A 23004-nucleotide genomic window follows, 5' to 3' on the forward strand; every position below is an offset into this window, starting at 1 on the left:
TCAATAGTCTCCTAATTATTTTATTTTTATATTCGTAGCCCATAGGAGAATCGAACTCCTCTTTCAAGAATGAAAATCTTGCGTCCTAGCCGATAGACGAATGGGCCCTTGATAAAAATGCGCCTTAGATGTAAAAAGTAAGGCGCCCTTTCCAAATGCGAGTGCAAATATAGAGCGGTTTTTTGAATTGGCAAAATTTTTCCCTAAAAATCTTTCATTTACCCCCTTTTACTACTCGATTTCGGGTCGCCCTCGCCCCTCGATATAACCCCTGTTCAACTCGATACGGGACGAGGGGACCTCTTGAAACCGATTATCGGGATATTGATTCACCGACTCAAAAACCTACCTGACGCTGTTGTTCGGCATTGTACCGGTCGCCCACGACGGGAATCTCGGCCACAGCCGCTTCGAGTGCCCGCCAGTCGGCTGCCGGCAACTCAAACGAGAGGGTTCGCAGGTTCTCCTCCAGATGCGACAGCTTCGTGGTGCCCGGGATAGGGACTATCCACGGGGCCTTTTGCAACAGCCAGCTCAGCGCCACCTGGGCCGAGGTCATACCCCGGGTGCGGCCGAACTCTTGCAGCACATTCACGATGCGCAGATTGGCTCTGATGGCTTCGGGCTGGAATCGTGGCAGCGTGGGACGGTTGTCGTTATTCGGGTCGAAGGCGGTATATTCGTTGATGCAACCACCCAGAAAGCCCCGGTTCAGCGGACTGTACGGCACAAAGCCGATGCCCAACTCCCGACAGGTGTCGAGTACGCCGTTCTCCTCGACAGCCCGGTGCATGAGGTGATATTCGCTCTGTATCGCCGTGAGCGGCTGCACGGCGTGAGCCTTGCGGATAGTCTCGGCACTCACCTCGCACAACCCCCAACAACGCACCTTGCCCTCGCGAATCAAATCGCCCAACGTGCCGGCTACCTCTTCGATGGGTACCTGCGGGTCGAATCGATGCTGGTAAAAGAGGGGGATGCAGTCGATGCGCAACCGGCGCAGCGACTCCTCGCAATAACGACGAATCGTAGCCGGGCGGCTGTCTTGCCGACCGGTCGCTTTCCCGTCAATCACCTCGTGGCCGAACTTCGTCGTCACACAAATGCGGTCGCGAAAGGCGGCCAGCGCCTCGCCCGCCAACCGCTCATTGGTCAGCGGTCCGTAGATAATGGCCGTATCGAAGAGAGTTACTCCACGCTCCACAGCCTCATGCAGCAGAGCCATACACTCTCTTTTCCCGGGGTGCTGACTGCGATTATAGGTCATGCCCATCACCCCGAACCCGAGAGCCGATACCTCCAGGGCTGCCGCTCCGCTGCCCAATACCCGGCGGGTGGCAATCGTAGCTGCCTCCCCTACCGGTTGATTGGCCTGCGGTTTATCGACAGCCGGCGACTCCCCGGCCCAAACGCGTTCTATTCCCGAAGGTGTTGACAATGGCACCACCGCCCTGCCTGAGCATCTGGCGTATCTCGTAACGCATGCAGTTCCATACCCCCTTCAGATCGACGGCCACCGTGCGGTCAAACTCCTCGTCGGTAATCTCGGCCATGGGCCGTTGCGGGGTCTGTATGCCGGCATTGTTGTGCGCGGCATCCAACCGGCCATAGGTGGCCACTATCCAACCTATCATCTCTTCTACAGCCTTCGTATCGGAGACATCACAGCGGTAGGGCACGGCCGCGTACCCCGCTTGCACCAGCCGGGCTGCCTGGTCTGTCGGCTCGTTAATATCGGCCATCACTACGGTAGCTCCAGCCCGGGCAAAAGCCTCGGCGCAAGCCAACCCTATACCGGTCGCTGCCCCGGTAACCAAAGCGACTTTTCCTTGCATAGTTTCCATACTTGTAGTTGATTGTTTATAAGGCAAAGATAAAGATTGAGCCCCGCAACGGGTTTGTTGCGGGGCTCAATCTACTTTACCCAGAAGCTCATTTTGCCGATGGCGGAACTCCGTAAACCTCTTTATAAGCTCGCGAGAAATGGGCCAGATTCTTGAACCCCACCTCGTAGCAAACATCGGTAATGCGATGGTGCCCGCTCTTGATCAGGTCGTGAGCGGCAGCCAGTCGCCGCCGGATAATCCACTTTTGGGGAGTAAGGTCGCTCACTTTGGCAAAATCGCGCTTGAACGTAGCGAGGCTACGCCCTGTATAACCGGCAATTTCGCTCAACGAAAGGTCGAACATGTAGTTCTCGTTGAGATAATCGAGAATATCGATCTTCCACGGCTCCACAAAATCGAACAACGAGGCGTACAGACTGCTGTCGGTATGCAACAACACATACACCCCTTCGACCATTTTCAGTTTCAGTATCTCCTCGGAGGGTTTCTCCCCCGATTCGAAATAGGGAATCACCGACTCGAACAACGAGCGCACATCGGCCCGGTCGCGTGGCAATATCCACAGACTCACTCTCTCCCGGCGACTCTCGGCAGGAATCTCCCTCGGGTCGAGCCGTTGCTGATAAAACTCCCGGAGAAATGCCTTCGAAAATTTCAAAGCAATCGAGTGATAAGGCTTGTCGCCTACAATGCGCTTTTGCAACCACATGCGGTTATCGCGCCGCATAAATGCACAATCGCCCGCACGCAGCACGGTACGTCGGCCCCGCTCCTCAATCTCCAGCTCACCCGAGCATAAATAGATGAGCGTATGATCTCGATTCTCGTGGGCACACCCCCGGTTATCGGTAAAATAACTCGCAATAAGCACATTCGAGTAATCAAAAACTTCCAACCGTTCCATACCTTTTTTTTACATGATAGTACAAATATAACCTCATATTCCAGAGCCCCCTTTGCTGTGAGGCTCTTTTATCATTTTCCCACTTAAAACTCTTGTTAAAACAGTCGCTTAGAGGCTCTTCCCTTTTGCTCAAAAAAAGTTATTTTTGCACTAAACTTATTACTCGAATGCTCGAAAAAACCTTAGGTATCGTTCTGCATATTATCCCCTACAACGACAAGGTAGCGGTGGCTCACCTCTACACGCGTGAGTATGGTCGCATGGCTTTTCTCTTCCCTCAGGGCAACGGCCGGAAAGCCCGCATGTACCGCCCGCTCTTCATGCCTTTCTCGATTCTCGAACTCGACATCGACCATCGCAACACCCGCGAGTTGCAAAAGATTGTCGAGGCCCGCACCATGCTCCCCCTGCAAAATATCCATACCGACCCGGTGAAGAATGCCGAGACGCTGTTCCTGGCCGAGATGCTGGGCCAGACCCTCAAGATGCCCGAGCCCAACCCGCAGCTCTTCGCCTTCATTGCCCAGGCTATCCAGGTGCTCAATCTCATCGACGAGGGCAAAGCCAACTTTCACCTCTGCTTCCTGCTGCAACTGTGCGGATTTCTCGGCTTCAGTCCCAACATGGAGAGCTACCACCCGGGCTACTACTTCGACATGCTCAACGGCATATTCACCCCCAGCCGCCCGCTACATGCCTATACGCTCGAGCCCCGCGAGGCCGAAATTTTCGCGCAGCTCACCCGCATGGACTTCAACAACCTGCGCTACTTCCGCTTCAACCGGGGCGAACGCAACGCCGTGCTCGACCGCATACTCACCTACTACCGCCTGCACCAGCCCGGCATCGACGAGCTGCACTCGCCCGAAATATTGAAAGCCCTCTTCGACTAATCGGCCCAAAGGGTTGACGGATATAAATTTTTATACTACTTTTGTCGACTGAATGCCCTTGTAGTTCAACGGATAGAACGGAAGTTTCCTAAACTTTAAATCCGAGTTCGATTCTCGGCGGGGGTACAAAAGGGGCTGAACCGGATACACTTCTCGGTTCAGCCCCTTTTGTTGTGACTGCCAGCCCCGGCCCCTGCCACAGACAATGACTTGCCACCCAAGGTGACAAAAAAAAGGAATCCGAAAACTCGGATCCCTTTTTTCTTATGCTTAAGCGCCTGCTTTATTTGGCAGCGGCAGCCTCTTTGGCGGCCTTCTTGGCAATGCTGCGGCGTTGGATTTCGTAAGCGATAGGCGTAGCTACGAACAAGGTCGAGAACGTACCGATGATTACACCGAACAGCATGGCAAATGCAAAACTACGAACCGACTCGGCACCCAACAAGAGGATACACAGCAGCACGATAATCGTACTTTGTCCCGTATTGATTGTACGAGGCAACGTACTGTTCAAGGCGCTATTAATCGACGTTACCAAATCGCGCTTGGGATAGAGCGTTTTTTCCTCGCGAATACGGTCGAAGATTACCACCGTATCGTTCACCGAGTAACCGATAACCGTCAATACCGCAGCGACAAAGTTCTGATCGATCTCCATCGAGAAGGGCAAAACTCCATAAAGCAGCGAGTACAAGCCCACTACCGAGAAAGTGGTAAAGGCTACCGAAACCAGCGTACCCGCACTGAACGCGATGTTGCGGAATCGGAGCAAGATATACAGAGCCATCGCAATCAACGAGAAAAAGACTGCCCAATAGGCTCCCACCTTAATATCGTCGGCAATAGTCGGGCCTACCTTCTGGCGGCTCTGAATCATATTCTTGGAAAACTCTTCGTAGGTAGTATCGCCCAGCAGGCTCTTCATTCCCTCGTAGAGTTTTGTTTCGATTTCACGGTCAACCTCCTCGCCGTTATCGGCAATACGGTAATTGGTCGAGATACGCACTTGATTGCTGCTCGTGATGGTGATTACCGACAACGAATGTCCTTCGAACGAAGGCTCAAGCATATTTTCGATTTCGAGCGGGCTTACCGGTTGTTCAAATCGAACCACATAGTTACGGCCTCCCGAGAAATCGATACCTTGATTCATTCCACGAGTGAAGAACGAAACGACAAACACGGCTATTACGGCCAGAATGCAGATATAACCTATCTTGCGCAACCCTACGAAATTGATGTGGGTATCGGTGAGGAAATTACGCGAAATAGCCGTAGTGAAAGTCATATTATTGAATTTCCCGCGGTTCAGACCAGCCTCGAAAATGAGACGGGTGATAAAGATAGCCGTAAAGAACGAAGTAGCGATACCGATAATCAAGGTTGTGGCAAAGCCCAAGATGGGACCCGTTCCATAAATCAGCAGAATCACACCCGTGATGATAGAGGTCAAGTTCGAGTCGAAGATTGCCGAGAATGCATTCTTGTAACCATCGGCAACCGCCGATTTCATATTCTTACCCGCACGCAATTCTTCTTTGGTACGCTCGAAAATCAGCACGTTGGCATCGACCGCCATAGCCAAAGACAACACGATACCGGCAATACCCGAAAGGGTGAGCACGGCTTGCAGCGAGGCAAGAATACCCACAGTGAAGAAAAGGTTGCATATCACACCGAAGCTGGCAATAAGGCCCGGCGTCCAGCCGTACATGATAATCAAATAGGCCATCAGCAGCACCAAAGCGACCAAGAACGAAATCAATCCGTTTTGAATAGCCTCCTGGCCCAGCGAAGGACCGATGATGTCTTCTTGTACAATCGTTACAGAAGCTGCCATCTTACCCGATTTGAGCACATTGGCCAAGTCTTTGGCCTCTTCGGGCGAGAATCCGCCCGTAATCTCCGAGCTACCACCCGTGATGGCACCATGTACATTGGGGAACGAATATACTTGATTGTCGAGCACGATAGCGATGGCGTTGCCGATGTTGTCGCGGGTCAGTTTCTCCCACGTCTTGGCACCCTCGGCATTCATGGTCATGCTCACTACCGAGCCTTTAATCTTGTCGAAATCGTCGCGAGCATCGGTAATCACGTCGCCGCCCAGAGGAGCTTTTCCTCCTTTACCGGCTTTAAGGGCAACGAGTTCATACATGGTTTGTTTCTCGTCGATGGGTTTCACCGTCCAGCGCAGGATAAGGTCGCTGGGCAGGATGTCGCGGGCAATCTTGCTCGACAACATGCTGTTTACGGCAGCCGTATCGTTTTTGTTCACAATACCGATTACCGGCGAACCGCCGTAGGCTTGTGTATAGTTCATCAGCGAAAGCAACGGATTCTGTTTGCGGAAACGAGCCATCATTTCGGCATCCGACTCCTCTTTCTGCAGTTTGGCTTTCAGCGACTGAGCGGTGCTGTCGCCCGTAGCGGCAGCGGCAGTAGCCGTCGTGTCGGTGGCAGCGGGAGCAGCTTCGGCAACAGGAGCCTCGGCAGCAACCGAGTCGGTAGTCTGGCCGGCATTGGCAGCAGCCAGAGCGTTGTTTACAGCATCGAGTTTGGCAATGAGCTGGTCGAGCTTATAAGTTTCCCAAAACTCGAGGTTTGCGCTACCTTGCAACAGTTTTCTTACACGTTCGGGCTCTTTGATACCCGGCAATTCTATCGAGATAAGACCGTCTTTCTCCAACTTTTGGATATTGGGAGCAACCACACCGAAGCCGTCGATACGCGTGCGCAATACATTATACGAGTTGTCTACCGCACTGTTCAATTCGTTGCGCAAAACGGCTATTACCTCTTCGTTGGTCGACTTCGGCGTAATCTTGTCTTTCATCTGGAAGGTGCTGAAGATAGCCGAGAGGCGCACATTGGGATCGATTTTTCTGTATTCGTCGTAGAACGAAGCGATAAAATCGTTGTTCCCGGCTTGTGCAGCCTGTGCGGCAGCAATAGCCGCATTGAAATTGGGGTCGGGGTTGTTATTCGACAACGATTTGAGCACATCGGCCACCGAAATTTGCAGCATTACATTCATACCGCCTTTCAAGTCGAGGCCCAAACCTATTTCCATTTCACGGCATTGCTGATACGTATAATACCACCAATACACCTTTTCCGTAGAGATAGAGTCGATATAATGTTTATACTTCGCCTCATCGCCGGCGGCATACTCTTTCGCTTTGTTGTTGTAAACAGCGGTTACAACCGAAAACGAAATGTAGAACAAGCAGATAAGTGTAAGCAAAACCGCAATGACTCTAATAAATCCTTTGTTTTGCATGTGATTAGTACTTTATTTTTTGTTTTAATTGATTTTCGTATTTTTATCAAGGTGCAAAGATATATTATTTTTTCACAGATGCCCAAAATTATTCGATTTATTTATTATTAGCATCTTTGTCGCCTATTCATCACGACCGCCCCACTCATACGACAACTCCACTCCGACGGTTCTGAGCAAGCGCTCGATTATTAATATAACTAAAAGTTTGTATTTTTTAAACCTTCGTAGATATTACTATACTCTGTTTATAAATATTTTTATACATTCATCACTTAATCCCGAAAAAACAGAATCCAATACAGCTTTATAATACTCTCTAATAAAACCGTTTGTTCAATTTAATTATTTAACTTATGAAACACTCATGTTTACTTTTGACGGCTATGATGCTGTTGGCTTTTCCCAGCAGGGCTGATAATCTTGAGTCCGAAGAGAAAGCCGAAATCGTGCTATCCGTAACCAAGGAAGACATCATAGGGAACGGAACAGGTTACCAGATGTTGCTCGACGGCAGCCACTCGACGTACGGCGATATCATCTTGCCCAACCTGCAAATATTGGCAGGAGAGTATGGCGATATATCCTCAGAGATTTATGATTTATTTAATTACAAAATACCGGAAAATGCCGACGGAGCATTGTCCACATCGAATGTACTGCGGGGTACCCGGCAAAGCATTTTTGTGGAACCGGGTATATATGATTTCTGCATAACGAACCCGACCCCGGGCATGTGGGTGGCCATTGCCAATGGCAAGTTCGGGAGATTCGACAATTATGAGTTCCGTGCCGGATATACCTATCTGTTCGAAGTAAAACTGAACGGCTTGATCGACGTCGTCGAGCATCACCCCCATTTCGATTTGGCGGTAGACCAAATCAATGTTTCCGGCCTCTCGGGCAGCGAAGAGACCCTCTCCATGAGCTTGTCAAACACCGGTCAGCAAAGTATGGCCGAAGAAGTCAGTTTTTACTATTCAATCAATGATGGCAAAACCGTGACCGAGCAGTTCGACATCAATCTCCGGCCCGGCGAAAGCACAACATACAATTTCTCGACAAAATGCGATTTGTCTGCTTTGGGCACATACAAGATAAAGGCATGGATAGCTTGTGCTTCGGACTGTATCCATTACAACGACACTCTGGCTTCTGCTTTCGAGCACAAAGACATCATAGAATTGCCGTTTACCGACGGATTCAACTCTGAAAGCTCTTTCCAACGCTGGACCATATTGAACGTAAACAACGACGATAAGACATGGGAATACAACAACCTGCTCGACGATGCCAACGGTGGAACAGGTATCGCCCTTTATCTGTACTCCTGGGAAAACCCGGCTAACGATTACATGATTACTCCTCCGATACAAATCGAGCAAGGACAAATCAATGTCTCGTTCGATTACATGACATCGACTATTTCGGCCGAAAATTTCGAGTTGATGTACGGGACGAGCAGTGACCCGACGACCATGACAGTTATCGAACAGTACACCGACGTGAAAGTCGATACCTGGCAGAAGGCCTTCAATACAGTCGATATACCCGAGGATGGCACCTATTATTTCGCCCTCCATGCTTTCTCAGAGAAAAACAGATACCGCATTCAGATAGACAATTTCAGCATTGAGCAAGGCGCTTTCAGCGGTCAACCCGATTTGACCCTCACAAACGTCATCTTACCCGTATCGGGTTGTGATTTGTCTGCGGAATCTCCAGTGAAATTCACCGTAAAGAACGAGGGTACCAATCAAACCGAAAAACTCTATTACAGCTACCAATTACGCGGGAACGATGGAGAAGGAGTTTGGGTGAACGAAGAACAAGACATCGTCTTGGACCCCAACGAGGAGACCGAAATCACATTCGCACAAACTGTCGACCTGTCGGCCCTTGGCTGGCATTACGTGGAAGTGCGGGTTTCGTATGACGGAGAAGAGTATGAATCTGCACAAGATTCGGTGCGCAATTTCGAGCCGATCACGTCCCTCCCGTTTGTTTCCGATTTTACGAGAAGCAGCGGCAATCATGGCGATTGGATATCCGGCGAAAAGGGAGGCTGGGCAGTCAACGTCATCTACGACGGCCATGGCTCGTACAACTGCGAGAAAGTGAACGTGCCGCTCATCTCTCGATGCCTGACATTGGACAAAGGCCAATACCGCATGATATTGGAATACTATATGGGCGGAAGCGCCGAAGAGGGCGACAGTGACGATTTCGATGTATTATTGGCTCAATCGGGAGAAGACATGGACAAGGCAAAAATCCTGAGATCTTTCACCAACGTCACTACAAAAGAAGGTCTCGACACGATACCATTCACCATCGAAGAATCCGGCCATTTTGTTCTCGCCGTGAAATCGACGAAACTCTCCTACCTGAATCTCACCAGCATACGGGTAGAGACAATGAAAGGGCACGACTTGGCTATCGAAACCTTCGCTCCGGACGTATACCACATGATGCCTGTGAACCAGTTCAACGCCCCGCGCGAATTTCAAGCGACAGTGCGCAACAAAGGGAACCTCGCATCAGAGAAATTTGACTTTGTGATAACCGTCGGCGATGAAGAGGTAGCAAGAAAAACCGTGGAAGAACCTGTACAACCCAACGCAATACTGAATATCACGACCAAAGCCACTATCGACAATGTGCCTGTGGGAACCGCAAAAATCACAGCATCGATAGACTATGCCGCCGATGAGAGCCCAAATGACAACATCGCATCGGTCGACGTTCTTGTTTCCGACTCGACCTTTGCCACGGATATCGAAGAGCACGAAATTTTCACCAACGGTGTGGCCGGTACCTCGGAGATGACATACGGCAATTTGTTCTATATCTCGCAAACCGACACCCTCACCTCGATTACCGTAGGATTGGGCGGGAAAGGCGTTGCCGACCATGAATGCGATTTCGAACTGAGCGTTTACAAAGAGAACGAGCTTCAAGTAGAACTGGTGAAAACGGTTTCTTGCCACATGAGCCTCGACAGGGTAGGAGAACCCTGCTCTTATCCTTTCCCCGCAACCGAACTGGAAGCCGGCAGTTATTATTTCGAAATCCACCAGCTGAATGGAGATGACCTCGTATATGTAGCTTTCGACAACGAGGAAACAGGATATTTCTACTACAACCACGAAGGCCTATTAATCAAAGTCGACGACTACGGCAACATTCATCTGCGCCCGAATTTCGGCGAGACACGACCCGTATCGGGAATCAACGAAATAGACGGCAAAGCAGCTGTTTATTGTGTATCCGAAGCCGGAGCGACAACAGTATTCTCGACCGAGATGATAGCCGAGGTTTCGGTTTACGACATCTCCGGCAGACTGCTTCATCACCGGAATGTGGGAGCGAACGAATATCGCATAGAGAATACCGGATTGGCCGAAGGCCTGAATGTGTGGGTTGTAAAGACCTCAAACGGCAAACAATATGAAATAAAGACCCTGCTGCGTAAATAAGGCTCCCGAAGATACCGGCGGCGCCCGGCAGTAAAACGCCTTATCCAAAACAAAGGGCTTAGCGAGTTGTATACTGCAACGAGAGAACTTTTAATCGTTCTTTTGTTGCAGTATTTTTTGTCGGGTAGGGCATGAGAGAAGATTGAAGCCGCCCTACTGATTTTCCACGGTGCCGGCACAACTCCGGGAAGACAAGAATACTTGTTTTTAGTTTTAGTCTCGGCTTTCACTATCTTTATCTATCTTTGCAACGAATAGATAGAATTATCCGGCAAAACAGAACAAAACTTGTTTTTGTTCTTATTTATAGTACCTTTACACTCAAAACTGTTGACAATGAATTTGAAACGACCTATTTCCCCCACGACCGCCTATCGGTTTGCCGCCGCTCTGGTGCTGGTGCTGTCGATATACTCCTGTGCCAACATGTCGCGCCCCGGAGGAGGGCCCCGCGACGAGACCCCGCCGGTATTCGTCAAGAGCACCCCGGCTCCCGGCGCGCTGAACGTGTCGAAACAGCGGGTCGAAATCGAGTTCGACGAAATCATCCAGGTCGAAAGCCCGGGCGAAAAGGTAATCGTATCGCCCCCGCAAAAGGACATGCCCGAAATCCGGGCCCTGGGGCGCAAGGTGACCGTAGAGCTCAAAGACTCGTTGCTGCCCAACACCACCTATACCATCGACTTCTCAAACTCGATTGTCGACAACAACGAGAAGAACCCGCTCTACAGCTTTGCCTACTCCTTCTCGACAGGCCCCACCATCGACTCGCTGCAGGTGTCGGGCATCCTGCTCAATGCCAGCGACCTGGAGCCGGTGACCGGCATGCTGGTAGGATTGCACAGCAACCTCGACGACTCGGCCTTCCAGAAGCTGCCGCTGGAGCGAATCGCCAGTTCCGACGAACTGGGGCACTTCACCATACGCAACGTGGCCCCGGGCAAATATCGGCTCTTCGCCCTCAAGGACCTCAACCGCGACTACAAGTTCGACAACCCGTCGGAAGAGATTGCCTTCTTCGACTCCATCGTCGTGCCTACGGCCGATGTCAAGCTGCATGTCGATACCCTGTGGAAGGACAGTGTCACCATCGACACCATCATCGAGTACAACCACACCCACTTCTACCCCAACGACATTCTGCTCACCTCGTTCAACGAGGGGTTTCAATCGCAATACCTCGACAAGACCGAGCGCACCGACCGCCGCCGGCTCAATATCTACTTCAAGGCTCCGGCCGACTCGCTGCCCCGTCTGAAGCCGCTCAACTTCGAGAGCGACGACTGGGCCATTCTCGAGCGGTCGCCCCACAACGACAGCCTGCAATACTGGATTAAGGACTCGACCATCTACAACATGGATACCCTGCTCTTTGCCGCCGAGTACCTGCGCACCGACTCGCTCCGGGAACTGTCGCTCTACAACGATACGCTCAAGTTCACCATGAGGCGATACAAGAACACCAAGAAAAAAGAGAAGAAGAAAGAGGAGGGCGACTCGATCGAGGCTCCCAAAATCGAATTCCTGCAGATGAGCTCCAAGACGAGCGGCTCGCTCGACCTGTACCGCCCGCTGCGATTCTCCTTTGCCGAACCGCTGCAGAGTTACGACCGGGGCAAGATTCACCTCGAGCAGAAACGCGATACGCTGTGGATTCCCGTAGCCGACTCGCTTGTCACCTTCCAGCAGGACTCGATAGCCATACGCGACTATACCCTCTCCTACAAGTGGACGCCTGGCGAGGCTTACCGCGTGGTGATGGACTCGACCGCCTTCACCAATATCTACGGGCTTTTCACCGACGACTACACGCAAGAATTCAAGGTGAAGGCTCTCGAAGACTATGCCAACCTCTATCTTGCCATCACCGGAGTTACCGACTCGGCCATCGTCGAGATTCTCGACTCGGGCGACAAACCGGTGAGGTCGGCTCCTGTCGTCAACGGAGGGGCCGAATTCATGTACATGAACCCGGGCACCTACTATGCCCGACTCTACATCGACAGCAACGGGAACGGCAAATACGATACCGGCAACTATGCCGAGAAGCGACAGCCCGAAGAGGTGTCGTACTACCCCCAGGAGCTGGAACTGAAGGCCAACTGGGACATCGAACAGGAGTGGGACATATACGCCACCCCCGTCGACCGACAGAAGCCCGACAAAATCAAGAAAAACAAACCCAAGGAGAAGAAACGAAGTTACTGACCTGCTTAACTCTTACAAGGCCATGTGTACCCAGAGTCATACGTCTATCGTTGCAAAGGCACGCCTCGCCGTGCTGACACTCGCTCTCCTCGCCGGCAGCCTGCTGTCGGTCACGAGTTCCCAGGCACAAACCTTACCGGGAGTGCAACCCGAGAACCTCACTTACGACATCATCTACCAACTGGGGTTTCTCTGGAAACGGGCCGCCACGGCTACCTTGCAGCTGACCGTCCGCCCCAACAGCTACCACTCGGTGATGACGGCGCGCACGCTGCCTTTTGCCGACAACATCTTCCGGGTGCGCGACACCCTCGTAGCCGACATGCGCCGCAACAGCAACCTGCTGCCCATCTACTATGCCAAGCTCGCCGACGAGGGCGGTACCTACCGCAAAGACGAGGTGCACTACTCCCATACCGAATCGGCTACCACGGGGAAGATACGGCTCTACCGACCCAAGCGGAATGCCATCGAGGATTACACCCTCACCGAGCCGGGCATCGTCTACGACATGCTCAGCATCTTCTATGTGATTCGGGCCTTCGACTTCAGGGCCATGACCATGAACCAGCTCTACAAGACCAAAATCTTCTCGGGAAAAAGCCTCGAATACCTCGACATCGAGTATCTGGGACAGGAGATTCTCAAACAGAACAAAAAGGAGTACAGCACCTTCAAGGTGCGGTTCCGATTCTACGATACTTCGGGCAAAAAGACGAGCGACAACATCTCGGCCTGGATCAGCACCGACTCGCGGCGCATCCCCCTGAAGGTGGAGGGCAAACTGGCGCTGGGCTCGATGAAGGCGATCTATACCGGCGATTGAGCCACGTGGCTCAACGCTGTGACAACGGACCCCGATAACCGGCCAGACTCTCGGCCAACCGCGCTGCCACCGCCTCGCGCAACGACTGCGGAGCCAACACCTCGGCTTGCCAGAAACTCAGGGCATAGAGCTCCTGCACCAGGTCGGGGGTAATCTTCAACCGGTAGCGGAAAACCGAATGGCTGTCGCCGCGCTCGCTCTCGACCTGGCTCTCGTGCAACGGCAGCGTGCGCAGGTAGTTGGCCTGGAGGGCCGAGACCCGCAACACCACCTCCTCGGCCAGCTGCTCGCCGTAAGTAATGCCGAAACAATCCTTGAAATAGTCGGCCGGCTCGAACCCCTCGGGATAGACAAAGGTGCGGTCGCTCAACTCGAGTGAGGTCACGCGGTCCAACGCATAGGTCTTGATTCTGCGCTCTCCTGCCGGGAGGCCCACCACATACCACCGCTGCCTGAAGAGCTTCACAAAGTAGGGGGCCACCAGCGTGCGCGACCCCGTAATCCGACGAAACGAATGGTACGAGAGCCACACCATGCGGCTCTCCTTCATCGCCTCGAAGACCTGGCGCAGAAACTTCTGCCCCGAAGGAATATTCTCCAGCACGATGCGGTCGCGCAGCTCCTGGCTCTCGTTGAGCAGGGTGTTGACCGAGAGGGTATTGAGCGCCCACACCCGGGCCCCGTTACCCTCGAGGGCCTCGGGGTCCTCAATGTAGTATTCGTAGGTCGAGGGGTCGCACTCGATATTCACGTCGAACATCTCCTGTATCGCCTGCCGGTAATTCATAAAGGTACGCCGCGCCATCGGCTTCCCCTCGGAGTATTCGCTTCGCATCCACAGCTCGTCAATCTCTCGACGGGTGAGGCGGCCGTAGCGTTGCAGCAGGTCGATAAGCCACACATATCGATTGAAAAGCTCCTTTGCCATACACGCTCTGTTTTATCTTTTCCAAAAATAAGCACACCTTTCGAAATTTACCTCATCTCTGCGGCAAATTGTGCGACACCCCGTCGGCCGGGCCTGCCACAGGGTACCTCGTATTCTCAAAAAGAGTGCTCAAAAAAAGACAAACGCTTTGCTCCCCGGTTGGGGACAAAGCGTTCGCTGCAATAGGATAAACCGCCTCTTATTTCGTCGATTTCTTGCGGACCGGTTTCTTCTTGGCCGGTGCCTTGTCGGCCTCCTCGATAATCTTCATGCAGTCGGCAAAAGAGAGCGAGGCGGGCTCGGTGCCCTTGGGCAGTTTGTAATTCTTTTTCTTGTAGGCGATGTAGGGGCCGAAGCGTCCGTTCAACAACTCGAGCTCGGGGTCTTCGTCGAACTTCTTGATGAAGCGCTGCTTCTCCTCCTCGCGCTTGTGCTCGATCAGGGCAATGGCCTCGTCGAGCGTCACGCCCTGCGGGGTGTACTCCTTGGGCAACGACACATACTTGCCGTCGTGCCGGATATAGGGACCGAAGCGACCGATACCTACCACCACCGTCTTGCCCTCGTAGTCGCCCAGCGTACGGGGCAGCTCGAAGAGTTTCAAGGCTTCGTCGAGGGTGATGGTGCTCATCGACTGACCCTTGAGCAGCGAGGCGAACAGGGGCTTCTCCTCGTCATCGGGGGTGCCTATCTGTACCAGCGGCCCGAAGCGGCCTATCTTCACCGACACGGGGCGGCCGCTCTTCGGGTCGGTACCCAGCACACGCTCGCCCACCTTGTGCTCCAGACGCAGCGCCATGGCACTCTCGACCACGGGGTGGAACAGTTTGTAGAAGTGGTCTATCTCGTCGCTCCACACGGTCTTGCCCTCGGCAATGTCGTCGAACTGTTGCTCGACGTTGGCCGTGAAATTATAGTTGAGAATCTCGGGGAAGTATTCGGTGAGGAAGTCGGTCACCACCACACCGATGTCGGTAGGCAACAACTTGCCCTTATCGGCACCGGTAATCTCGCTCTTCTCGACCGCACGGATATTGCCCTTGCTCAGCGTAAGCAGGTGGTACTTGCGCTCGGTCCCTTTGCGGTCGCCCTTCTCGACATACTCGCGTTGCTGGATGGTCGAGATGGTGGGCGCATAGGTCGACGGACGGCCGATACCCAGCTCCTCGAGCTTGCGTACCAGACTGGCCTCGGTGTAGCGGGCGGGAGCCTGCGAGAATCGCTCGGTGGCGGTAGCGGTCGAGAGGGTCAGCGCCTCGCCTCGGGTCAGGGGGGGCAGCATCTTGTCGTTGCTCTCGGCATCGCCTTCGTCGTCGGTCGACTCCATGTACACCTTCAGGAAACCGTCGAATTTCAGCACCTCGCCTACGGCTACGAAATACTCCTTGCGCCCCGATATGGTGATGGTCGCCGTGGTCTTCTCCAGCTCGGCGTCGCTCATCTGCGAGGCGATGGTACGTTTCCAAATCAATTCGTACAACCGCTTCTCCTGCGACGACGAGTTGATTTCGCGGTGACTGATGTAGGTGGGGCGGATAGCCTCGTGAGCCTCCTGTGCCCCCTTGGTGTGGGTATGGTAGTTGCGGGTGTGGAGATATTTCTCACCCAGCGTTTTGATGATTTCGTCTTTGGTCGTATTGAGGGCGAGCGACGAGAGGTTGACCGAGTCGGTACGCATGTAGGTAATGTGTCCGGCCTCGTACAACCGCTGGGCCACCATCATGGTTTGGGCCACCGAGAATCCCAGTTTGCGGGCCGCCTCCTGTTGCAGAGTCGAGGTGGTAAAGGGGGCCGCGGGCGACTTGCGGGCGGGTTTCACCGTCACATCGCCAATCGAGAAAGCGGCCGTCTTGCAGGCCTCGAGCAGAGCCATCGCCTCGGCTTCGGTCTTGAGCCGCTGGTTCAACTCGGCCTTCAGCACCTCACCGCCGGGCAGGACAAACTCGCCCACTACCCGATAGGCAGCCTCGGGCTTGAAGGCGGCGATTTCGCGCTCGCGCTCCACAATCAGCCGCACGGCTACCGACTGCACCCGACCGGCCGAAAGTGCCGGTTTCACCTTTTTCCACAGCACCGGCGAGAGCTCGAAGCCCACGATGCGGTCGAGCACCCGGCGTGCCTGCTGGGCATCGACCCGGTGCATGTCTATATCGCGCGGATTGGCTATGGCATGCAGAATGGCATCTTTGGTAATCTCGTGAAACACGATACGCTTGGTCTTCTCGGGCTTCAGCTTCAGCACCTCGAACAGGTGCCAGGCAATAGCCTCTCCCTCGCGGTCCTCATCGGAAGCCAGCCACACCATATCGGCCTTGGCGGCCTCGGCCTTGAGGGTGTCGACCACCTGCTTCTTGTCGGCAGGTATCTCGTAAATAGGTTTATAATGGTCGTTAATATCTATGCTGAAATCTTTTTTCTTCAGATCCCGAATGTGACCATAGCTCGAGAGGACCTCGTAGTCCTTTCCCAGAAACTTCTCTATTGTTTTAGCCTTTGCCGGAGACTCTACTATTACCAAATTCTTCGCCATACACGCAACTTTCGTTCAAATTTTGCGCAAAAATAGGAAATCGAATTGTAAAACAGCCTTTTTTTCTACTTTTTTATTAAATAATGTATAGCCCGAGTATCGGAGACAAAGGTACCGCAGAGAGCGGGAATCAGAATTTGAAATCGACTCCGAACATGAAACTGATTCCCTGAGCCGGCATACCGTAGGCGATGTCGTATTTACGGTTCAACAGATTGTCGGTGAGACCATAAAGCGAGAACCAGGAGGTGAAGGCATACGAGGCTTTCACATGCACGAGGTGCATGTCGGGGATGGCGCCCAGCACGCCGTATTTGCGCACGGCGGCAAAGTCGTAACCCGCCTCGAGCGAGAGTTCAGCGAGCGGATTGTAACGCACATTCACCCCGCCTTGCCATTGCGGCCGATCATACGATACCACCTGACCGCCGCCCGTGGTGGTCCAGCGGCAATAGTCGACCCGGGCCGAAGCCTCCCACAGGGTACCGTAGCGATACGAGAGGTCGAGACCGGCTTTCCAGGCATAGGCATCGATACCCCAGAAGCGCGACACGCCGGTAAACTGGCCGTTCACGGTCTGTTCGGGCACGAGGAAAAGAACATTCTTACCGATTTCGTAGCCGCCCGAAATACCTATCGACAGGCCGCGCAGGGCATTGACCCGCAGGCCCAGCCGGGCATCGAGCGGAGTATAGCTGTTGTCGACCACGGCCGAGGGATTGAAGTAGAGCGTACGGGCCGATACCCGATGCCAGGTATTCAGTTGCTTGCCTCCGGTGAGTAGGGTGTAGAACTGCAGGTCGGGCACGATGGTCCAGTCGAAACGCACATCGGGGGCAAAGCGGAAGATGGTGCCGTTGTTGAACGAGATGTCGGCCTTCACACCGGCCGAGAGCGACACCCGGTCGTTGTGCCAGCTGTACCGCGGATTGAGCGACAGCATGCCATAGCCCGATGCCGACGGCAACCGGTTGTAGCCCACATAGTCGAACGCGCCGTCGAGTGCTATGTCGCTGCTGGGGTCGATGGGGGCCACGAGGGCGAAATCGGCAGCTACCACATTTTCGGCAGCCCCCTTGTCGCCTTGCAGATAGCCCCGCTGGTAGCCATACCGGTAGTAGGCCAGCGATGCCGAGTAGCGCAGTTGGGCATCGGGGTTGCTGGAGGCGATGTGGCTCTTGAGGAAGAAGCGGTTTATCTCCTGCCCGGGCGAGGCGATGCCCTGCACACCGGGGAAACGCAGGCCGTAGTAGTTGAACGAGTCGTACCGATAGCCGCCCCGTATACCCAGGTCGAGCTTCTCGAACGAATGGCAATAGTCGGCCACCACCCGCTCTTCGAGCTGCCTCATCGTACGCGAGGTTTCATAGCCCGGCAGAGTCTGGTTGTAGTCTACCGAGCCGCAGGTCGAGCGGTGTTGCAGCCACACGCCCAACTGGTCTTTCTCGCTTTGCAGGATGCGGTAGCCGGCATTGCCCACCATGTTCCAGTAATTGCCCAGACCGAAATCGAAATAGCCGCGCTTCAGGTTTTCGCGGGCCGGGTCGCCGAAACCGCCGGCCGGCAACAACACGGCGCGGGCCTCGAGCGGAGCCGGAACCGTCCAGTCGCTGTACTGTATCGACTGCCGGGTGACCGTAGGCGCCTCGACCTCGGGGAGGGTGTTGATTTTCGAGGCATCGCGCACGATGGGCGTAAAGTCTTTCTCTATGGTTACTTCCCGACGCAGCGAGTCGGCCTGCTGTGCCGACAGGGCGAAGGGAATGATCAGTATCGTCAAAAAAGAAAACCGTTTCATAAGTTACATGTATTGAATCGTTCTACTCCGTTTTTCCCAATCGGGCCAGCCGCTCGTCGATACGGGCACTTATATCGTCGTCGCTCGCCGGATAGTTGTTGCGCAGGCTCTGCAGATACTGCCGGGCCTGGAAGGTCTCGCCCCGCTTCTCGTAGATGTCGGCCATGAGCAGGAAGCCCCGGGCCAGCCAGTAGCTGTGCGGGGTGCCCTTGTCGATAAAGGCGTTCAGGGTCTTCTCGGCATTGTTGAGGGCTTTGTTGTCGAACTGATATTGAGCCAACAGGTAGGCACTCTGTGCGCCATACTCCGACCGCGTATCCTGGGCCAGCTCCTGCCAGTCGGCGGCAGCCTTCTCGCCCTGCCCGCTGTGGGCACAGGCATCGGCCCGGGCAAAGAGTACCTCCTGCCGCAGGTCGGGCGACAGCTTGCTCTCGCCCAGCAGACCTTCGGCGGCAGCGAGTACCAGGTCGTACTGCTGCTTGTTGCGGGCTATGCGCAGCATGCCCAGCCAGGCCGCCTGCTTGTTCTCGGCCGTCGTGGCCTTCTTCTCAAGGGCCTTGAAACCTTCGAGAGCCTCGTCGTAACGGCCATTCAGATAGAGGATTTCGCACTTACGGGCCAACGACTCCTCGCCAAACTCGCCGTCGGGACTGTGGGTCACCACATAGTCGAACGAGGCGAGGGCCTTGTCATACTCCTTGGCGGCAAAGGCAGCCTGTGCCACATAGAAGTGGGCCGGCACCACAAAGGCCCCACCCGGGTAGTTGCGCAGATATTTCTCGAGCGAGGCCGCCCCCTTGCCCGTCATGTAGGTGCGCTCGGCAGCCATGTAGGAGAGCGAGTCGAGTTCGCCCACGGGTGCCTGTTCGGCCAGCCCCACGCGGTTGAGGTAAGTGGCATAGGCATCGACGGCATCTTTCTCGACATAGACCGACTTGAGGTCGGCCACGGCCACACGGGCCTCTTCGCTGGTAGGATAGCGCTCGATTACCTGCTGGTAGGCGGCTACCGACTCGTCGGTCTGGCCGTTGTTGAAGTAGACCATGCCCAGCTGCAGGCCGCCCTTGCGGGCTATCGCGCTCTGGGGATAGTTGTCCATCAGCTGGCGGTAGCTGGCTATGGCCTCGTTGTTGCGGTTGAGTATCGTATAGGCTTGTCCCTTTTCGAACCAGGCATTGGCCAGATAACCCGAGCGGGGATACTGGGCGATGAGCTGGTCGAGCAGTTCGATTTTACGCTCCTGATTTTTCTGCAACCCGGCCATGAATGCCTTCTGGAAGAGGGCGTAATCGCCGCCGGCCGGATAGGTCTGCTGCGCCTGTGCGTAATATTGCTCGGCATCGGCATAGCGACGGGCATAGTAGTAGCAGTCGCCGGTACGGGCATAGGCATCGGCCACCATGCGCTTGTCGGCCCCCGTCTGTGCCGAGAGGTAACGCGAGAAGCCGTCGAGCGCCTGCGCGAAGTTGTGTTGCTTGAACTGGCAATAGGCCCAGTCGTACCAGGCCAGGGCATACATCTCGCTGCGCTTGTCCTTGCAGGCCGAGAGGAATGCCGAGTAGTTGCGGGCCGCGGCACCGTATTGCTCCTGACGATACAGGCACTCGGCGAGCCAGAACGAAGCCTTGGCGCGGATGTCGGCATCGTAGTTGCCCACGCCGATAGCCTGGGTGAAAAGCTGCCGGGCCTCCTCGATGCGGGTATTGGCAAACGCCTCGGTACCCAGCTGGAACAGGATGCGCTGCTTGGCGGCCAGTATCTTGCTGTCGGGCCGCTGTATCTTCTCGATTGAAGCCAGGGCCGACCGGTAGTTACGGGTCGTCATGTAGACCTCGACCAGGTAGTCGTTGATGCGGTCGGCATAGCGCGACTCGGGGAACTCGTTGAGGAAACGCTCGAACACCCCCACCGAATTGTCGAAGGGCGAGGCCGACCGGTCGTAGAGACAGAGGGCGTAGTTGTAGAGAGCCGTCTCGCGCACCTGAGTGTCGTAGTTGCCCTGCGAGGCCATCTCGAAGGCCATGCGGGCGTTGTTCTTGTCGCCGGCCCGCAGGTAAGCCTGCCCGATGTAGAGGTAGGCATTTTGCGACAGGGCATCGTCGGTGGCGGTCACCCGTCCCAGATAGTTGATGGCCCGCACATCGTCGCCCTGACGATAGGCCATCACACCCATCGCATAGAGGGCCGAGCGTTGCGGCTGGCCAGTGCGTTGCAGATAGCGCTCGAGGTAGTCGGCGGCCAAGGTGTCGTTGCCTTCGTGGTAAGTACTCTCGCCCAACAGACGAAGCAACTCGGTATAGGCATCGGCATCGGTCGTGGTGTGCAAGAGCAACTCCTTACCCTCGCTCAACACCTGGGCAAAACGTTTCTGCTTGAAGTAGATTTGCAGCATGTGCAGCCGGGCCGAATAGCCGTATCGGGCATCGCCCGAGACCTTGGCAAAGTTGCTCAATGCCACCCGGTCGTCGCCCTCGTTCATCTGGATATAGGCCAGATAGAAGGTAGAGCCGGTTTTGAATTTATCTTTCCCGATGAGAATCTGAAAGAGCGGTTTGGCCGACGCGGGCTCGCCGGTCTTCAACAGCGAACAGGCGGTACGGTAGCCCCAACGGTCCTCCTCGTCGCCGGTGAGCAGACTCACGTTGATCGAGCGGTAGGCCTTCAAGGCCCGGGCATACTCCTGCCGGTCGTAGTAATAGTCGGCCAAAGCCAACCGCGCCTGCAGGGTGTGCGACGACTCGGGGTATTCGCTCAGAAAAGCCGTCAGCAGACTTACCGTCTGCGGCGAATGGTTGCGGGCCTCGGCCAGCGCGATATACCAGTCGGCCGTCTCGCGCAACTCGCGCGGCAGGTCGCCCTGGCGCGCCTCCTGCATCACATCGGAGCAACCCACGTAGTTCTTCTCTTCGAAGAGAGAGATACCCCTGTTTATCAAAGCCTTGTAATCGTTGTAGGCCGGCACGCCCTGTTTCGTGGCGGCGAGCTGTCCCACACAGGCCATTCCCAAGATTGCTGCAATCGCTCGTTTCCTGAACATAACTATTTCGATTTAAGTTCCGAACTATCTACCCATTTATACAATTTGTCCGACGGACGTATCTTCTCGTCGACCCGCATCGAGAAGCGGTCGCCCTTTACGGCGGTCTCGACCGGTTTCAGGTCGACCCGTATCTCCTCGACCTTGCGGAAGAGGGCTCCGGTCGTGGGCCCGGTGATGACCACCTCGTCGCCTACGCTCAGCGACCCGCTCTCGAGCAGAAACTCGGCCACCCCCAGGTTGGAGAAGTATTTCACCCCCTTGCCTATGTAGACCTTGCGCTTGGTGGCCGCCGACCCGTAGTTGTGGGTCCACTCGCCCAACCGCTGCCCCAGGTAATAACCGTTCCAGAAACCGCGGTTGAATACCGTGGCCAGCCGCTGGTCCCAGTCGGCAATCTTCTCGTCGGTGAAGTCGCCGGCCAGACAGGCATCGATGGCCTCGTTGTAACACGAGACGACGGTACGCACATATTCGGGACCGCGGGCACGCCCCTCGATTTTGAACACCCGCACGCCGGCATCGATGAGTTTATTGAGGAAGTGTATGGTTTTCAAATCTTTCGGCGACATGATATAGGCGTTGTCCACCTCGAGTTCATTGCCGGTCTCCTTGTCTCTCACCTCGTAGGAGCGGCGGCAAATCTGCATGCAGGCTCCCCGGTTGGCCGAGGCATTCATCTCGTGCAGGCTCAGGTAGCACTTGCCCGAAACGGCCATGCACAAGGCCCCGTGGCAGAACATCTCGATACGTACCGGCTCGCCGCCCGGCCCCACGATGTGGTCGCGCTCGATGGCCTCGTGAATGCGGGTGACCTGCTCCAGATTCAACTCGCGGGCCAGCACCACCACGTCGGCAAAGCGGGCATAGAAGCGCAGCGCCTCGGTGTTCGAGATATTCAGCTGGGTCGACAGATGCACCTCGACCCCCACCTCGCGGGCATAGGTCATGGCGGCCACGTCGCTGGCGATAATGGCCGTGAGGCCCGCCTCCTTGGCCGCATCGACGATGCGGTGCAGCAGGGCGATGTCTTCGTCGTAGATGACGGTATTGACCGTGAGGTAGCTCTTGATGCCGTGCTCGTTGCAGATGCGCACAATCTCGTGCAGGTCGTCGATGGTAAAGTTGTTGGACGAACGGGAGCGCATGTTCAGCCCCTCGATACCGAAGTAGATCGAGTCGGCCCCTCCCTGTATGGCGGCAGCCAGCGAGTCGTACGAACCCACGGGTGCCATAATTTCAAAATCGCTTCTCTTCATCATGAATCACTG

At 54.8% G+C, this 23004-nt stretch carries 12 protein-coding genes, 2 tRNA genes and 1 pseudogene; 5 read left to right on the forward strand and 10 right to left on the reverse strand.

The annotated features are described in order from the left end of the window. Positions 1-35: 35 nt before the first annotated feature. The 4 genes and pseudogenes from ABGT88_RS00160 to ABGT88_RS00175 all read right to left on the reverse strand — a co-directional run bounded on the left by ABGT88_RS00160 (position 36) and on the right by ABGT88_RS00175 (position 2751). Positions 36-107: transfer RNA gene (locus ABGT88_RS00160), tRNA-Glu, on the reverse strand. A 230-nt stretch (positions 108-337) separates the two neighbouring features. Beyond that, on the reverse strand, positions 338-1438 hold the full coding sequence (locus ABGT88_RS00165; RefSeq protein ID WP_346699781.1) for an aldo/keto reductase: 1101 nt from the start codon (positions 1436-1438) through the stop codon (positions 338-340). Continuing rightward, positions 1428-1844, reverse strand: a pseudogene (locus ABGT88_RS00170) (SDR family NAD(P)-dependent oxidoreductase); the annotation flags it as partial. The pseudogene ABGT88_RS00170 and the gene ABGT88_RS00165, both read right to left, overlap by 11 nt. 88 nt (positions 1845-1932) lie before the next feature. After that, complete coding sequence (locus ABGT88_RS00175; RefSeq protein WP_087407979.1) at positions 1933-2751, reverse strand: AraC family transcriptional regulator; 819 nt, start codon at positions 2749-2751, stop codon at positions 1933-1935. A gap of 167 nt (positions 2752-2918) precedes the next feature. On the opposite strand from ABGT88_RS00175, the gene ABGT88_RS00180 reads away from it, so the two are divergent. Together ABGT88_RS00180 and ABGT88_RS00185 are read left to right on the forward strand one after the other, a co-directional pair. Further along, the gene (locus tag ABGT88_RS00180; RefSeq protein ID WP_346699783.1) at positions 2919-3644 is read left to right on the forward strand and encodes a DNA repair protein RecO C-terminal domain-containing protein; all 726 of its coding nucleotides are present in this window, start codon (positions 2919-2921) and stop codon (positions 3642-3644) included. Positions 3645-3698: 54 nt separating this feature from the next. Next, a tRNA-Arg gene (locus ABGT88_RS00185) sits at positions 3699-3770 on the forward strand. Between the two features lie 157 nt (positions 3771-3927). On the opposite strand, the gene secDF is transcribed toward ABGT88_RS00185, so the two are convergent. Further along, positions 3928-6927, reverse strand: a complete 3000-nt coding sequence (gene secDF / locus ABGT88_RS00190; RefSeq protein WP_346699785.1) for a protein translocase subunit SecDF — start codon at positions 6925-6927, stop codon at positions 3928-3930. A 356-nt stretch (positions 6928-7283) separates the two neighbouring features. Here secDF and ABGT88_RS00195 point away from each other — a divergent pair, with 356 nt between their 5' ends. The 3 genes from ABGT88_RS00195 (at position 7284) to ABGT88_RS00205 (ending at position 13440) form a co-directional block, all read left to right on the forward strand. Continuing rightward, positions 7284-10406 carry a DUF2436 domain-containing protein gene (locus ABGT88_RS00195; RefSeq protein WP_087407976.1) on the forward strand — a complete coding sequence of 1041 codons (3123 nt, stop codon included), beginning with the start codon at positions 7284-7286 and terminating at the stop codon, positions 10404-10406. Between the two features lie 336 nt (positions 10407-10742). Continuing rightward, positions 10743-12614 carry an Ig-like domain-containing domain gene (locus tag ABGT88_RS00200; protein WP_298661930.1) on the forward strand — a complete coding sequence of 624 codons (1872 nt, stop codon included), beginning with the start codon at positions 10743-10745 and terminating at the stop codon, positions 12612-12614. Between the two features lie 22 nt (positions 12615-12636). Next, positions 12637-13440, forward strand: a complete 804-nt coding sequence (locus ABGT88_RS00205) for a DUF3108 domain-containing protein (protein ID WP_346699788.1) — start codon at positions 12637-12639, stop codon at positions 13438-13440. A 10-nt stretch (positions 13441-13450) separates the two neighbouring features. Here the strand turns inward: ABGT88_RS00205 and ABGT88_RS00210 are convergent, their stop codons facing one another. The 5 genes from ABGT88_RS00210 to ABGT88_RS00230 all read right to left on the reverse strand — a co-directional run bounded on the left by ABGT88_RS00210 (position 13451) and on the right by ABGT88_RS00230 (position 22992). Beyond that, entirely contained in the window at positions 13451-14368 is a 918-nt protein-coding gene (locus ABGT88_RS00210; protein ID WP_300131978.1) for a YafY family protein, read from the reverse strand. Between the two features lie 199 nt (positions 14369-14567). Further along, positions 14568-16898, reverse strand: a complete 2331-nt coding sequence (gene topA, locus ABGT88_RS00215) for a type I DNA topoisomerase (RefSeq protein WP_087407972.1) — start codon at positions 16896-16898, stop codon at positions 14568-14570. A gap of 130 nt (positions 16899-17028) precedes the next feature. Next, a complete protein-coding gene (locus tag ABGT88_RS00220; protein ID WP_346699791.1) occupies positions 17029-18696 on the reverse strand; it encodes a TonB-dependent receptor in 1668 nt (555 codons plus the stop codon). Between the two features lie 22 nt (positions 18697-18718). Beyond that, positions 18719-21733: a tetratricopeptide repeat protein gene (locus tag ABGT88_RS00225; RefSeq protein ID WP_346699793.1), complete on the reverse strand. Its 3015-nt coding sequence runs from the start codon at positions 21731-21733 to the stop codon at positions 18719-18721. Positions 21734-21735: 2 nt separating this feature from the next. Continuing rightward, a complete protein-coding gene (locus tag ABGT88_RS00230; RefSeq protein WP_258326926.1) occupies positions 21736-22992 on the reverse strand; it encodes a peptidase U32 family protein in 1257 nt (418 codons plus the stop codon). Positions 22993-23004: the final 12 nt, after the last annotated feature.

It is taken from the genome of Barnesiella sp. An22, from assembly GCF_963931395.1.
In the GTDB taxonomy this organism is placed as follows: Bacteria; Bacteroidota; Bacteroidia; order Bacteroidales; family Barnesiellaceae; genus Barnesiella; species Barnesiella merdigallinarum.